Consider the following 15,319-nt stretch of genomic DNA (forward strand, 5'->3'; position numbering starts at 1 on the left):
TTTAATAGAGGAATTATGGCAGAAGAAACAGAAGAAGTAAAGAAGGCGGAAGCAGATTATAGCGGTTCAAGCATTACCGTTCTCGAAGGTCTAGAAGCAGTTCGTGTCCGCCCTGCAATGTACATTGGTTCCACCGATATTCGCGGGCTCCACCACCTCGTTTGGGAAGTGGTCGACAACTCAGTGGACGAAGCTTTGGCTGGCTTCTGCAACCATATCGAAATTTCCATTTTGCCGGGTAACGGCATCCGCGTCACCGACAACGGCCGTGGCATTCCGACCGACATCCACCCGAAGGAAAAGGTTGGTACCATCCAGGTCGTGATGACCAAGCTCCACGCCGGTGGTAAGTTCAACAATAGCTCTTATAAAGTTTCCGCCGGTTTGCATGGTGTGGGCGTGAGCTGCGTGAACGCACTTTCTAACAAGCTTATCGTGACCGTGCGCCGCAATGGCCGCGTTGTCCGTCAGGAATTTGCACGCGGTGTTCCGTGCGGCCCGCAGGTCGACATCGGAGAATCCGACGGAACGACCGGTACGTCCGTTGAATTCTATCCGGATGATACCATTTTCTCCGAAACCGTTTACGTGTACGACACGCTCGCCACGCGTTTCCGCGAACTCGCATTCCTCATGAGCGGTCTTCGCTTGACGCTCACGGACGAACGCGATCCGGAACACAAGCAGACCGATACATTCTGCTTCCCCGGTGGTGTTTCTGAATTTGTGCGCTACGTCGATGAACACCGCACTCCGCTTTTTGCAGAACCGATCCACTTGGTTCTCCCCGACGGACAATATCCGCTCGAAGTCGCCATGTGGTACAACGACGGTTATCAGGAAAACTTCTTCAGCTTCGTCAACAACGTAAATACTTACGATGGCGGTACGCATGTAACGGGCTTCAAGACGGCCCTCACCCGTGTTATCAGTAAGTTCGCACAGGACATGCCGAAGGGCAAGAAAGAAGCGCAGATTACCTCGGACGATATTCGTGAAGGCCTTACTGCCGTTATCGCCATCAAGGTTTCTCAGCCGCAGTTCGAAGGCCAGACCAAGCGCAAGCTCGGCAACTCCGAAATCGCTGGTTACGTGGCATCTGCATTCGGCGCCAAGCTCGAAGAATACTTCCAGGAAAATCCGGCTGCCGTCAAGATCATTTTGGACAAAGTTTACAACGCCGCCGTGGCTCGTGAAGCAGCCCACCGCGCGCGTACACTCGCCCGCCGCAAGAACGTTCTCGAAAGCGGCGGCCTTCCGGGCAAGCTCGCCGACTGCTCCAGCCGCGACCCGAAGGAATGCGAAATGTTCATCGTGGAAGGGGACTCTGCAGGTGGTTCCGCAAAGATGGGCCGTAGCCGTGAATTCCAGGCCATCCTCCCGATCCGCGGTAAGATTTTGAACGTCGAAAAGGCAAGCCTCCATCGCGTGCTCGATACCGAAGAAATCCAGAACCTGGTGAACGCTATCGGTACTGGCATCGGTACGGAATTCAAGATTGAAAAGCTCCGCTACGACAAAATCATCATCATGACCGATGCTGATGTGGACGGCTCTCACATCCAGACACTTCTCTTGACGTTCTTCTTCCGCTACATGCGTCCGTTGATAGATGCAGGACATATCTTCCTCGCTATGCCTCCTCTGTACAAACTCAAGATTGGGCAGAAGGAACGCTACTTGTTCGACGAAAACGAAAAAGACAAGGTCATGGCCGAAATCGAAGACAAGAAGAATGTCGCGATTACCCGATTCAAAGGTTTGGGCGAAATGTCGCCGGAACAGCTGAACGACACGACAATGAACCCGAAGACTCGTTTCCTCAAGCAGTGCCATGTGGAAGACAGTGTGCTTGCCGACCAGATTTTCAGCATGCTCATGGGCGAAGACGTGGAACCGCGCCGCAAGTTCATCGAAACGAACGCATATAAAGTCTTGAACGATTTGGATATTTAAATGAGTCCGACGAAAGCCGACTTCAAAGCTGTTCTATCACAGGCTCGCGATTTGGTAAAAGTCGAGCTTGACAAGACGGAACAAGTCATTATGCAGGTGGCAAAGAACGCCCCCGCAGGGATTAGCGATCGCCTTGTAACGCTCTTTAGCCGCAAAGGCAAGCGCATCCGTTCAACACTCCTTTGCCTGCTCGCAAATTGCGGTGCTCAGAAACCGGACATTGACCGTGTTGCGCACGCCTGCGCAGCCGTAGAACTTTTGCATCTTGCAAGCCTCGTCCACGACGACATCATTGATGGTACAGACGTCCGCCGCGGCCAAAAGACGGCCCACCGCGAATGGGGTACGCAAGTAGCCGTGTTGATCGGTGACTATGTGCTTTCGCAGTCCATGCGCTGCGTCATTGACGAACAAGCTCGCAACATTCCTGTCATCATCTCTGATGCCGCTGACAAGCTCATCATTGGTGAAATTATGGAACTAGACCATTGCGGTGACATGAGTCTTTCCCGCAAGTCTTACAACGAAATCATTGACGGAAAGACCGCCGCGCTCATTGACGCCGCAGCACGCATTGGCGGCATTTTGGCAGGATTCGATCAGCCCATGGTTGATGAATGTGCCAAGATGGGAACGCACTTTGGCATCGCATTCCAGATTATTGATGACCTGCTGGACTACGGCTATGGCTCCGTGAACATGGACAAGGCTAAGTTCACCGATCTTTCGAACGGACTCATCACGTTGCCACTCCTCTATTACTTTGAGGACTGCACGGCTGAAGAACGCCGCGAAATGGAAGGCTTTATCGCAAAGGCTTCAGCAGAAGGTATTCCTGAAAAGATTCAGGATCGCCTATTTGCAAAGAAAAGCTTTGCGAAGGCAAAGGCCGAAGCCCAGGAACACTTGGAACAAGCGCTCGCCATTGCTGACAAGTTCCCGAAGAGCAACTTCACCGAAGAAATCACCGCCATGTTTGCAAGCATGAGCGACCGAGGGAACTAAGGCAGCATCTCCGCAGTAGACTGTAATTCGCTTTTTACAACGCTTTCTAATAAAGACAACGTGCCAAACGTTGTCTTTTATATTATTTTCTTTACAAGTGTTATGGGGCTAAAGAAGGAGACCACATGAAAAACAAGCTTTGGGGGCTTGCCGTTTTGGCGTTGTTTTCAGCTTTATTCTTTATAGGCTGCGCACAAAACAATCCAACAGTTTCTATAAACCCAACCTGGACAGAAAAACCTACAAAAATTACCATAGTCTTCACGGAACCTTTTGTTGACAACATAGATGACCTTGAGGACGACTTAAAAGAATACTCCGAAAAATTCACGGACTGGTACAAAGCGGAGCTTCAAAAAAATTACGACAGCCTCACCCACAATTCTATTAATTTGGATTTTAAGCAAGTCAACATTGCAGGCATGAGCATTGAGCACGATTCGGTCGGAACAACGGAATTCAACATTCCAAAGCCGTCAACGATCAACATGAATGAAGGCTACTACATCGCCATTTCAAATGCAGGCTTCAGCCGCAAAGAAGAAACATACGTCTACCAGGCTTATAGCAATTCAAATTATTTATTCGGTAGCGCACTTGATTCTAGCTACATTAAAAATTCAGGAAACGTCATCATCGATAGAGGCCTCTGGTTCTTTGCCGATTACGCCATCTACAACCAGTCCGGTGAACGAGTCGCCTTTGGGCATGAGGCGTTCCGAAACAAGTTCCCATACGCCATGCACCGTAAGCACTGGGAAAAATGCGTTGCTGAATTTGTGAAAAAGAGTCTCGAAGAGACTCCAATTCTGAATTAAACCATCAAAAAACGCGACCACAACGGTCGCGTTTTCTTGTAACTAGTAATTCCGGGGACATGCGCCAAGCGCAAAATTATTTCTTGCGCATCCAAACGGCCAAGAAGACAAACACAGAAAGGAAGCAGATTGCGATAATAATCCAGAACGCCACCGGGGAGCCGACAGTCGCATCGCCGTTCATGCCAAACGGGAGCTTCACGTTCATACCGAACAAGCTTGCGAAGAACGTCGGGAGCGAAATAGAAATCGTCACGATAGTGAGGTTCTTCATCAACTGGTTCACGTTATTGTTGATTACGCTTGCGCGCGCATCCATCATGGATGTCAAAATGTTGGCGTAGATGTTTGCCTGTTGCAGGCTCTGCCCGTTTTCAATCTGGATATCTTCCAGGAGTTCGCGTTCAGCTTCGGTCCAGTTGAGGCTGCGGCCAAGCTGCAACTTGCGCAACAGCGTATCGTTACTGTTCAAGGCGCTCACGTAGTAAATCAAGCCCTTGTTCAAGCTGAACATCGAGAGCAAATACTTGTTTTCCATCGACGTATTGAGGCGGAGTTCCAAGTCGTCGTTGATGCGGTTGATAATCTTCAAGTGTTCATTGAAGTGTGCAATCGCAAAGCTCAGCACGCGGAGCACAAACGTATTCAGGCTATCGATTTTCGAGAACTTGCGTTCATCCATCACCGGGATGTCGCTGTCCGTAAGGAGCAAGACCCAGTCCTTGAAAATGAAAATGCCAAAAGATTCCACGCGGAACTGGAAATTATCTTCGGCAGAATAATTCTTGGGCTTCTTAAACACGATGGTCGTAAAATCATCGTCGTATTCGATACGGGAAAGTTCGTCCGAGTCAAATGCGGAGGCAATCGTATGTTCCGTTATCTCATATTCCTTAACAAGGATGCTGCGCTGTTCCTGGCTTAAAGAACCCATCATAACGATGTCAGCAGCTTCTTCGTTCGGAGCTACTGAGAGACGACCGGATTCGATTTTGTAATACTTGAGCATACCGCCCCCTTTATCGAACATGGGCAATATAGTAAAAAAGACCACGTGCGAAAACCCGAAGAAGAAAGAAAAGCTATTAAAAACAGCAGATAATAGCAACAGAAAAGCCCCGGCACTAAGCCGGGGCAAATCTCTAGTCTTTCGTCTGTAGCCGCGTGGTTCGGCAGGCTCACCAACCTAAGCGGCGTACTCTCGCCTAATTACACACCCTTCTTGAACTTCTTGCTCCACCAGAGAACGATCGGAGAGCAGACGCACACAGAAGAGTAAGTACCGATGAGGATACCGAAGCACTGAACGAGACCGAAGTCGCGGATGGAAGAGCCACCCTTAACAGCGAGAACCACGCAAACGAAGAGCGTCGTGAGAGAGGTAATCACCGTACGGCTGAAGCACTGGTTCAAAGAGCTATTGATGGTCTGTTCGTACTTAGCAGAACCGAAGAGAGCGGTATTTTCACGGATACGGTCGAAGTTCACGATGGTATCGTTGACAGAGTAACCAATCATCGTGAGGAGCGAAGCGATCAAGGCGCCATCGAAAGAAAGGCTGAATGCCGAGATGAAGCCGAGCGTGATGATGGTATCGTGAATAAGGCCAAGCACAGCGGCAACACCGAAGCCAAGGCCGAGCTTACCGAATCGGAACCAAACGTAGAGGGCAATGCAGAGCCATGCGATAATCACAGACAAAATAGCATTGAAGCGGAGTTCCTTACCGATGGTCGGACCGACAGCGTCCTTAGCAACGATCTGGCACTTCTGATTTGCGGCTTCGAAAGCCTTTGCCATAGCGAGTTCAAAGCTTGTGTCATCGCCGCGAACGCTAATCTGGTAAGAGTTAGCAGACGTACCGCCGAGAGAGCGGACGCGAGCACCCTGGATGCCAGCCTTGCTCAAAGCCTTATTCAAGTCGGTTTCATGCTTGACGTCATCCTGATACTGGATCGTATAGACCTGACCACCCGTGAAGTCGATGCTGAAGTCAAAGCCCTTCACTGCGATGCAAGCGATACTTGCAATAATGAGGATCCAGGAGAGAACCTTGAACTTGCCACGATTCTTCATAAGCGGGAGGTTAGCATTGTTCAAAGCCTTGAAGCCAGAACCGATAGAGAGCGTCGTTCTGTCGCGCTTTGCAAGTCTCCAATCGAGAACTGCACGAGAAACCGTGATAGCGCAGAAGAGAGAAGTGAGGATACCGATCGTAAGTGTAAGACCGAAACCCTTGACAGAACCCGTACCAATCTTGTACAAAATAAGACCCGTCAAAACAGTCGTCAAGTTGGAGTCCAAGATGGCGCTGAAAGCACGTTCGTAACCCTTGGCCACAGCAGCGCGAGCAGTGAGGCCGTTCTTGAGTTCTTCACGGATACGTTCGTAAATAATCACGTTTGCGTCGAGAGACATACCGACGACGAGAATGAAGCCTGCGATACCCGGGAGAGTAAGCGTAGCGTTGAACACGGACATCACAGCGGCAGTCACGAGGGCGTTGATCATCACACCGATACTTGCGATGAAACCACCGAGACGGTAGTAGGCCACCATGAACACCAAGCAGAGCAAGAGGCCGATAGCACCGGAACCGAAGCCCTGGACAATGTTTTCTTCACCGAGAGTTGCACCAACGCTACGGCTTTCGATGATCTGCATCGGAGCCTTGAGAGCGCCAGCCTTCAAAACGACAGCGAGGCGGTTAGCTTCGGCCATGTCGTCGAGACCTGTAATCTGAGCTTCACCATTCGGGATACGGTCGCGAATGACCGGAGCGCTGATGACCTGGTTATCGAGAACGATGGCCATCTGCTTGCCGACGTTAGCAGCAGTAACAGCAGAGAACTTCTTAGGACCGATGCCGCCGAACTTGAGGTTCACGGCAACTTCACCGGCGCTCATACCATCGCTGACGCGGTACGGACGAGCATCCGTGATATCGTCACCGCCCATTTCTGCACGGCGCTTGAGGAGGTAAAGACGCTTGGCCTTGATGTTGGCATCGCGGCGGAGCTTTTCAAGACCGCTACCGAAAGCAAAAGCAACATCGCGCGGAATGAGCTTCTGGACACCTTCAGTGGCGAGGAGCTTCTTGACCTTTTCGACGCTTTCTTCAGCAATGAAACCGCCATTGCCGTAAGAGATGAAGAAAGAGGAAAGGGACTGGCCGACCACGTCTGCCGGAGCGGCTTCAGCAACAGCGGAATCCTTCTTTTCAGCGGTTTCAGCCTTTGCAACGCCACCAGCAAGGAGTTCTTCATCAGACAAGGCTTCCTTCTTCACAGAATCAGTCTTGACGGAATCCGTCTTAGCGGAATCAGCAATGATGTCGGTCGTCTGGCGAGTGAGGTACTGGTCGATGAGGCCAACAACCTGCGTAAACTTTTCAGATTCAGCGAGAATCTTGAATTCGAGCTTTGCCGTGGAACCCACGAGAGCCTTAGCCGTGGAGTCATCCACGCCAGCTAGTTCAACGACAATGCGGTCGTCACCGGTCGGAGAGATCTGCGGTTCAGAAAGACCGTACTGGTCAACACGGTTACGAATAATTTCAAGAGACTGTGCCTGGATATCCTTGATATCGTCGCCATCCTTGAGGCCAGACTGATCAATCTGGAGCGTAATGCTGGTACCACCGGCAAGATCCAAACCGAAGTTGACAGAACGAGAGCTCAGTTTCGGATTTTCCTTAAGGAAAGCCTGCTTGGCTTCACCCTTCTTGGAGTGAACCTGGATAGACGGCCATACAGAGATGGCTGAAAGAATGATGACTAGGAGAATGATAATTTCTCGGAAGCCGAATTTATGTTTATTCATTTGTAATCCCTTAAAAGGCATTAAACATACTAGTTGCGGGGTCAAATTTAGAAATTTAGACGAAAGACGATAAATGCGTAAAGCGAATATCGCGGCAAAAAACTTGTTTTTTGACATGATTGAGCCTAGCATTTAGCACATGTGCAAAGACGAAAGACGAAAGATTAGCACCTTGAAAGCCTCGTATTATTATAAAAGGGGGAAGAATCCCCCTGATTGCAGCCCCTACGGGTCTTCCATCACCCCTTCACTACGGGCTTCAAACGCCAGCCCGTAACGCCCGGCTTATTTTATCTCAAACGTAGGGTCCGGCGTCGCCGGCGAAACCGCAAGCGTCAATTTCTTCTTGCCGAGGGTACGGACAATTTCTAGGCGGCCTGAACTATAAGCAATCTTGAGCGAGCCATCGCGCAGCACACGCTCCTTATTGCGGAGCGCAATCAAACCCTTTAAATAATCATAGACAGGCGCCTTCTGCATTTCCGGGAATTTATCCCACGGGAATGCTCTGCGATTATCAGGATCCTTACCGCCCAACATGCCGATTTCTTCACCATAATATATACAGGGAGCACCCGGCAAAAAGAATAACAGCGCAAGCGCAAGCTTCACCCGCTGCAAATTTGAGCATGGAAGTGACGCCAAGCGAATCGTATCATGGCTCCCGAGCAAGTTCATCGGCACGCCAAAACGACCGTCCGGGAATGCATCTTGCAAGCGCCTTGCAAACTCGGCAAGTGCAATCGACTTTTCATCAAAGAGGTACGCAAGCACCGCCTTACGCAAGGGGTAATTCATCACGCCGTCAAACTGGTCCCCCTGCAACCAGCGCGAAGGCTCGTCCCAAATTTCACCGACAATATACGCCTCCGGGTTAATTGCCTTGATGCGGCGGCGGAATTCCTGCCAAAAGCTATCGTCATCAATTTCGTTCGGAACATCGAGGCGCCAGCCGTCAATGCCGCGCTTCATCCAGTACTCGCCCACCGAGAAAAGGTAATCACGAACATCGGGATTGTCGGTATTAAACTTCGGGAGTGCAGGATACCCCCACCAGCAATCGTAATTGGGCTTGCCCGAATATGCATGGAGCGGCCAGCCATGCACATGGAACCAGTCCACGTACGGGGAATTCTTGCCGAGTTCCATCAAGCTGTTGAACTGGAAAAATCCGCGCGAGCAATGGTTGAACACGCCATCCAGAATCACACGAAGTCCAAGCTTGTGCGCTTTCTTGACAAGCTTGTCAAAATCCTTGAGCGTCCCTAAAACCGGGTCAATTTCAAAATAGTCAACCGTATGGTAGCGGTGATTCGAGTTGCTCTTGAAAATCGGGCAAAGGTAAATGGCATTCACGCCAAGCGATGCAATGTATTCAAGCTTTTCGCTAATGCCCGCAAGATTTCCGCCAAACATGTTTTCACGGGTTGGGAGCGAATCCCAATCCACAAACTTTCCGACCGCCTTGTACTTTGCACTACGGCAAAAGCGGTCCGGAAAAATCTGATAGAAAACAGCGTCCTTGGTCCAATTGGGAAATGTCATAGGAATTGTAAGAACTTAGAACTTAGTTGGCAGAACTTAGAATACTGCATTTTCTAAGTTCTAAGAGCGAAGCGGTCTAAGATCTACCAACTATATTTTCCAGAGAGCACGGGACTTACGTTCTTCGACAAGTTTGCTAATCTCCGAAATCAAGCCCGCATTGGCAAGCAAGTCCTCGACACTGCACGGTGTGCGATATGTCCAGTTCTTGCCACCGACCGTTCCCGGAATGTTGACGCGTTCTTCCTTCGGGTCGCAATCAGAAAGCGAAGCCGAAAGTGCAAAGTAGTCCTGGATTGGCGGTATGCAGAACAAACTATTTGCAGTAAACACATGCGACAAGATATCGTGCACCACCGGCGGCGTAAGCTTTTCAGGGGCAACACCCGGCAAACCGGCGTGAGACCAGTAGAAGCCCTTGTCAAAGTCAGGTTCTTCCCACATACCGCGGAGCGTCGAAGTATCGTGGCAGCTCGTCGTGCAAACGGAAAGACGCGGGTATTCGTCCATGCTGTAGTACGGAGAATACGGAACATTCCAGTTGCGGGCCCAGCGTTCAATGCGCAGCGACATGATATCGAGCTTCTTGAGCACAGTCGGCACGCACGGCGGCACGGCGCCAAGGTCTTCGGCACAAACGAGCATATCCGTTTCGTTGGCGAGTACAGACAAAAGCTTCATGGCATTCTGTTCCCAGAGAGCATTCTGAGCCTGTTCGTTCTGGCCAATCAAATCGTGGAGTTTATCTTGTTCATTCTGCGGAAGCGTAAAGAGCACCGGCTGGTTGTACCAGTACCAGTACGGGTAGAACGTATTTTCGTCACCCGTCGGGATAAATACGCGGTTCCAGTAAACGCGGAGCATGGAATCCTTGACTTCTTGCGGTTCGTCAAGCGAAAGAATTGCGCGTTCCGACAAGTATTCCGGCTTAATGACAAAGCGGTCGAACTTTCCCGGCAAATTTTCAAAATACAGAGAGATAAGCCTGTCCGTTTCGCTGCCGAGGAATTCGCGCAACTGGTCCACAGAGAAGTTCGGACGACGCAAATATTCAAGCGTTTCACGGTAGAACCCCGCATTGCGGAGCACATCCCATGTAAGCGGAATGGACGGCTGGAAGCGGCCCAAGATACCCGTTGATTCAGATTCAGGAATTGCCCAAATGCGGAAGAATCCGAGCACGTGGTCAATGCGGTAGGCGTGATAGAACTTGCTAGCCTGAGCCAAACGGCGGCGCCACCAGCCGAAGTCATCGGCTTCAAGTACGTCCCAACGGTAAGTCGGGAAACCCCAGTTCTGGCCACCGTAGCTAAACATGTCAGGAGGCGCACCAGCGCGGTCGGCAAGCGAGAAGTACTTGCGGTCAAACCACACGTCGGCACTGTCTTCGTTGATGAGGATAGGCACGTCGCCCTTCAAGCGGAGCCCGAGTTTGGAGACTTCGTTCACGGCGGCGGTAAACTGGCCTTCGGCAGTGTACTGCATCCAAGCCTGGAACAGCACGTCCCTGTAGTTCTTCATCCAAAGCTTGTCGACATCGGCAGCGGAGGGGTTCTGGAACTTTTTCCAGTCCTTCCAGCTAGCTTCGTTGTTCTGAGCCTTGAGCGTGCAGTAGACGCAATAGGACTTGACCCAGGAGTTTTTGTCAATCCAGGCCAGGAGCTTCTTTGAAGATTTCAGGACATCATACTGGTTATCAAAAATCTTGCGGAGGATGGCGCGCTTCCACGTGGTAATGCGGTAATAATCAACTCGTTCAATACCAGCAAACTGCGCACGAGCCTTTTCGATTTCATGTTCGAGGACGGTAGCGCCTTCGACGGACTGCACGTTGATGAACACCGGGTTCAAGGCAAATGCGCTGCGGGCACTGTAAGGACTCGGCTCGGAGCCGGTATCGTTTACAGGCAAAAGCTGAATGATATTGAATCCGCAGAACTTGGCCCACTGGGCGAACGGAATCAAGTCCAGGAATTCGCCAATGCCAATGCTGTGCTTGCTGTGAAGACTGAAAAGGGGAACGGCTACGCCGGTTTGAAAGGAAGTTAAATCACCATATCGCATGCTTCAAATATAACTCTAATTTTGTAAAAGAATCTTTTAAATTGCTAGCAAATAAAAAAAGGCTCGGAAACCCGAGACCAATTCTTATTCTTAATCGTTCTTTATAGAATTAGGCACGCTTAGCGTACTTCTTAAAGCTCTTTAATCAAGAGGGCGGCGAGAATGCAGTACATTATTTTGACTCCTTGTTTTTGACGGCGCCAATATTAACAAAGTTTTACTAACACGTCAAGGTATTTTAGTATATATTTCGGCAACTTTTTTGGACATTTCGTCCATAACAAAATTCGGCGCCGACCTTGAACGATTTAAGCCCCTAAAAAAAGCAAAGCCACGGAAATTCCGTGGCGTCGCGTTCGTTAGTTGGAGAGAGAAAAATCTTTTTCGATTAAGCACGCTTTGCGTATTTCTTAAAGCTCTTAATCAAGAGGGCGGCGAGAATGCAGTACATTGTTTAGACTCCTTGTTTTTGACGGCGCCAATGATAATAATTTTTTACTAACGTTTCAAGGGTGAAAAATATAGATTTCGCGAAAATTTTTCGAAACCGTTTTTAGGACTGTTACACCCGCAAAATTGGGCCTCGCCCTGCACCCAAATAACACAATTCTTGCGATTGTTCTATATATATTGCAATCTCCGGGGTGGAAATTTGGTAAATTATGGGCTATGAAACGATTTTTGCTTTTATGTCTCGGTTTAACAGCATTTGTAAACGCAAAGCCATCTCTTCAAGTCGATAGCGACCGCATCGAAGCGGGTCAGACATTCAATTTGCAGTTCATCGTTCCGATTCAGGAACTGCCGCAGAACAGAGGCGCGCTCCGCCTCGAAACACGCAATAACTTTAAGTTCCTCGGGCTCGACAGTGCCGACCAGGTGATGCGCCCGGACATGGACGATATTTTCAACTCGTTTTTCGGCGGTGGCGGAAGAGCCTACAAAGCCCGCGTCTATTCTTTCAAGATTAAAGCCCCGAAAAAGACCGGTACACAAGACCTCGGAACGCTTACCTGGATGATTGGCGGCGAAGCCAACACCATCAGTAGCAAAATCCCGGTCAGCGTGCAGCGTTCCTATAACGACGACGCACTCGCCGTAAGCCTTACCCCGAGCAAAAAGTCCATTTACGAAGGTGAACAGTTCAGCGTCACCCTCAGCCTCCACACTTTTGAGCATTTCCAGGGCGGCCTCCAGGCTACCGACATGAGCACCGGCAACGATTTCATCGTCCACCGTAATGACCTCTCAAATCTGGATTTCAAGCCAGTCGAAGGCGCCCGTCGCGAAATGAAGGCATCCGCCAAATACGCTTGGCTCAGCCCGACCAAGAGCGGAACACTCCAAATTCCGTCTTTCAAGTTCAAGTACACCAAGCTCGGTGAACCCAAAGTCGTCGAAGAAAAGAAGCAAATGGGCGGCATGTCATTCTCCAGCCGTAGCGTAAAGCAGGAATCCATCGAAACGGAAACCTCCACCGCTCCGCTTTCCATTACCGTTCTCCCACTCCCGACCGAAGGCAAGCCTGCCGATTTCTCGGGAATGGTCGGTAACTACAGCTTTAGTGCCAACTTTGACCGCACAAATCTCAAGGTCGGCGAAGCATTGACTCTTGCGATTAGCATCAAGGGCGATGGCACTCCAGGAACCATCACGGACCCGAAACTCCCCGACTTTAGTGAATTCCGCTCCGTCCCGCCCGAAAACAGCATCAACAAGAAGGTCAAGGGCAACAAGGTCATTACCTCAAAGGATATCAAGGTTTTCCTCTACCCGAAGAAAAAGGGAACTTTCGAAATCCCGGCCATTACCTATTCCTGGTTCAACCCGGCTAAAAAGAAGTACGAAACCGCTTCGGCAGGCCCGTGGACTATTGAAGTTGAAAAGAGCGATGCCCCCGCAGAACCCGTTTACCAAGCTCCGGTTTCCGCAGGCACTGGCACCTCGGCTCCTGTCGTTCAAAAGCAAGAAATTGAATTCCTAGGCAGCGACATCCGCTTTATCCACCCGATTACAGACAAGTCCGAAACGGCAGCCCCGCACAGGAGCGTATTGTTCTGGATTCTCTTTGCTGCGGCAATTCCGTTCTACCTGATTGTGAACTTCGCCATCACACGCAAGCGTAAGCGCAACAGCAACACAGCTCTCGTCCGCAAGGGCAAGGCAAACAAGCTCCTCAAGGAAAAATTCGCAAACGCCCGCACAGCCCTCAAGAACGGTGACGGCAAGGCTTTCTTTGCAGCACTAGAAAATGGACTTATCGATTACCTCAGCAATTTGACGAACGTCGAATTCAAGGGCATGACCCGCCCGCAAATGAAGCAGGAACTTTCAAAGCGCGGCGTCAAGGAAGAAACGATTGAAGCCATCAACAGTTGGCTTGAAAAATGCTCGTTTGTGCGTTTTGCTCCGGTCACTGCATCGACCGAAGAACAGTCCCAAATGCTCGCAGATGTCGAAAAGCTCTGCGAAAGCCTCGAAAAACTCAAGTAGCGTCGGTAAAAACATGAAGAACTTTAAGCAGATTATTTTGACAATCGCCGCAGCGCTCATCCTCACCTCCGCAGCAAGCGCTGCCGACAAATGCAACGGTCTCGATGCCGGCACAAAGGCATATAACGAAAACGATTTTGAACGTGCCATTGACGAATGGCGCACATGCGTTGACGAAGGCATCGTCAATGCGGACCTCTATTACAACCTGGGTAACGCCTATTACCGCAGCGGGAAACTCGGCTTTGCTATTTTCTACTACAAGTCAGCACTCCGTTTGCACCCAAGCGATGACGACATCCAGCACAACCTGAATTTCGCGCAGACTAAGACCCGCGACAAGGAAGGCGACGAAGAAGAGAACCCGATTCTCGAAGGTTTGATGGACTTGCACCACGCGCTTTCGCTCAAGAGCCAGATGAACATTTCGCTCGTACTCTTCTGGGCAATTGCACTCGTGATTCTCGCCCGCCGTTTCGTGAACGGCAGCCGAGGCAAGAACGTCTGCACAGGAGTCGTATTCGGCATGAGCGTTATCCTCTGCACAATTGGCGCAAGCGCTCTCTACAAGATGTACACGCTCGAAACGGACATCACGGGCGTCGTGACAGCCTCAAGCGCCGACGTGACAAGCGCCCCGAGCGACAAATCTCAAACGCTCAACACGCTCTCCGAAGGCACAAGCTTTGAAGTCATCGGTGAACAAGGCAACTTTGCAGAAATCCGCCTCGGCGAAAAAATCCGCGGATTCGTCAAACTCAGCGAAGTCGGGATTGTGAAGTAATGCGGCTCAGCCGCAGTAGGCAGAACTTAGATTACAGCAAAGAATCGCTATACCATTCTCCAAAGTTTTTTACGGAAGGAATGCGACGTCCTTCATCTTCACATTTCCATATTTCACTTCGGAAAAGCTTGCCTGTATAAGGAGGCATTTTTCCATCTTTTATAATTCCATCCGAATCTGCAATCAAAAAAATCGTTTCTATCACCCATGTGGACAAAATGCAGCCATTGCCACCTGGGTGTACTTCAACAAAGCTCATTTCATCATTTGTTAATTTATTCAGTATAACAAACAAAGGATCAGCCCCAACCTCAACAAGAACGGCATAGAATTTCACATTAGACGAAAACTTATTTTTTAAAAGTGGCGCAGTCTTGGGAAAACATTCTGCAATGCTCTCTTCAGAAATAGAGTTCAAAAAAATCATATCATCTTCTTCATCTAACCGAACCATAACATCGGCACATTTACTAGAAATACTATATGCATTTACCGCCAACACATGACTATCAAAACTTACGGAACTTTCGCCAGGCGCGGCAAACTGAGATATGTATTTTGAAAATGTTGGTTGATCAGTTCCCGCAGATGAAGAAATTGCACTTTCTGATGATGACGAAGCCGTTTCAACAGACGATGAGGAAACATCATTTGTTGACGAACTAACAGGATTATCGGTTTCAGAATACGCAACATCCGAGGACGAACTTATCAGCGAACTGGACGAAGTGCTCGTGAGAGTCGGAGCAAAATTTACGCTAGAATCTCCGTCATCGGAGCATGCGCAAAACATCAATGAAGTAATCAAAGAGACTATAGATAATCTTTTCAT

At 49.8% G+C, this 15,319-nt stretch carries 10 protein-coding genes; 5 read left to right on the top strand and 5 right to left on the bottom strand.

Going from position 1 to position 15,319, the window contains the following annotated elements:
• Positions 1-15: 15 nt before the first annotated feature.
• The 3 genes from gyrB (at position 16) to FSU_RS06180 (ending at position 3,779) form a co-directional block, all read left to right on the top strand.
• Positions 16-1,956 (top strand): DNA topoisomerase (ATP-hydrolyzing) subunit B, encoded by a 1,941-nt coding sequence (gyrB, locus tag FSU_RS06170; RefSeq protein WP_015731844.1) that lies wholly within the window; start codon positions 16-18, stop codon positions 1,954-1,956.
• The gene (locus FSU_RS06175; protein ID WP_015731845.1) at positions 1,957-2,961 is read left to right on the top strand and encodes a polyprenyl synthetase family protein; all 1,005 of its coding nucleotides are present in this window, start codon (positions 1,957-1,959) and stop codon (positions 2,959-2,961) included.
• A gap of 125 nt (positions 2,962-3,086) precedes the next feature.
• A complete protein-coding gene (locus FSU_RS06180; RefSeq protein WP_014545606.1) occupies positions 3,087-3,779 on the top strand; it encodes a hypothetical protein in 693 nt (230 codons plus the stop codon).
• Between the two features lie 76 nt (positions 3,780-3,855).
• Here the strand turns inward: FSU_RS06180 and FSU_RS06185 are convergent, their stop codons facing one another.
• The 4 genes from FSU_RS06185 to FSU_RS06200 all read right to left on the bottom strand — a co-directional run bounded on the left by FSU_RS06185 (position 3,856) and on the right by FSU_RS06200 (position 11,210).
• Positions 3,856-4,788, bottom strand: a complete 933-nt coding sequence (locus FSU_RS06185) for a magnesium transporter CorA family protein (protein ID WP_014545607.1) — start codon at positions 4,786-4,788, stop codon at positions 3,856-3,858.
• A 200-nt stretch (positions 4,789-4,988) separates the two neighbouring features.
• Positions 4,989-7,601, bottom strand: coding sequence for a protein translocase subunit SecD (secD, locus tag FSU_RS06190; protein WP_014545608.1), 2,613 nt, complete (start codon positions 7,599-7,601; stop codon positions 4,989-4,991).
• Between the two features lie 285 nt (positions 7,602-7,886).
• Complete coding sequence (locus tag FSU_RS06195) at positions 7,887-9,146, bottom strand: glycoside hydrolase family 13 protein (RefSeq protein ID WP_014545609.1); 1,260 nt, start codon at positions 9,144-9,146, stop codon at positions 7,887-7,889.
• Positions 9,147-9,236: 90 nt separating this feature from the next.
• Positions 9,237-11,210: a 4-alpha-glucanotransferase gene (locus FSU_RS06200; RefSeq protein ID WP_014545610.1), complete on the bottom strand. Its 1,974-nt coding sequence runs from the start codon at positions 11,208-11,210 to the stop codon at positions 9,237-9,239.
• A gap of 669 nt (positions 11,211-11,879) precedes the next feature.
• Between FSU_RS06200 and FSU_RS06205 the strand changes: the two genes are divergently transcribed.
• On the top strand, positions 11,880-13,703 hold the full coding sequence (locus FSU_RS06205; RefSeq protein ID WP_015731846.1) for a BatD family protein: 1,824 nt from the start codon (positions 11,880-11,882) through the stop codon (positions 13,701-13,703).
• Between the two features lie 13 nt (positions 13,704-13,716).
• Positions 13,717-14,487, top strand: coding sequence for a tetratricopeptide repeat protein (locus tag FSU_RS06210; RefSeq protein WP_014545612.1), 771 nt, complete (start codon positions 13,717-13,719; stop codon positions 14,485-14,487).
• A 31-nt stretch (positions 14,488-14,518) separates the two neighbouring features.
• Here the strand turns inward: FSU_RS06210 and FSU_RS06215 are convergent, their stop codons facing one another.
• Positions 14,519-15,319, bottom strand: a complete 801-nt coding sequence (locus tag FSU_RS06215; RefSeq protein ID WP_014545613.1) for a hypothetical protein — start codon at positions 15,317-15,319, stop codon at positions 14,519-14,521.

The sequence above is a fragment of the Fibrobacter succinogenes subsp. succinogenes S85 genome (assembly GCF_000146505.1).
Taxonomy (GTDB): Bacteria; Fibrobacterota; Fibrobacteria; order Fibrobacterales; family Fibrobacteraceae; genus Fibrobacter; species Fibrobacter succinogenes.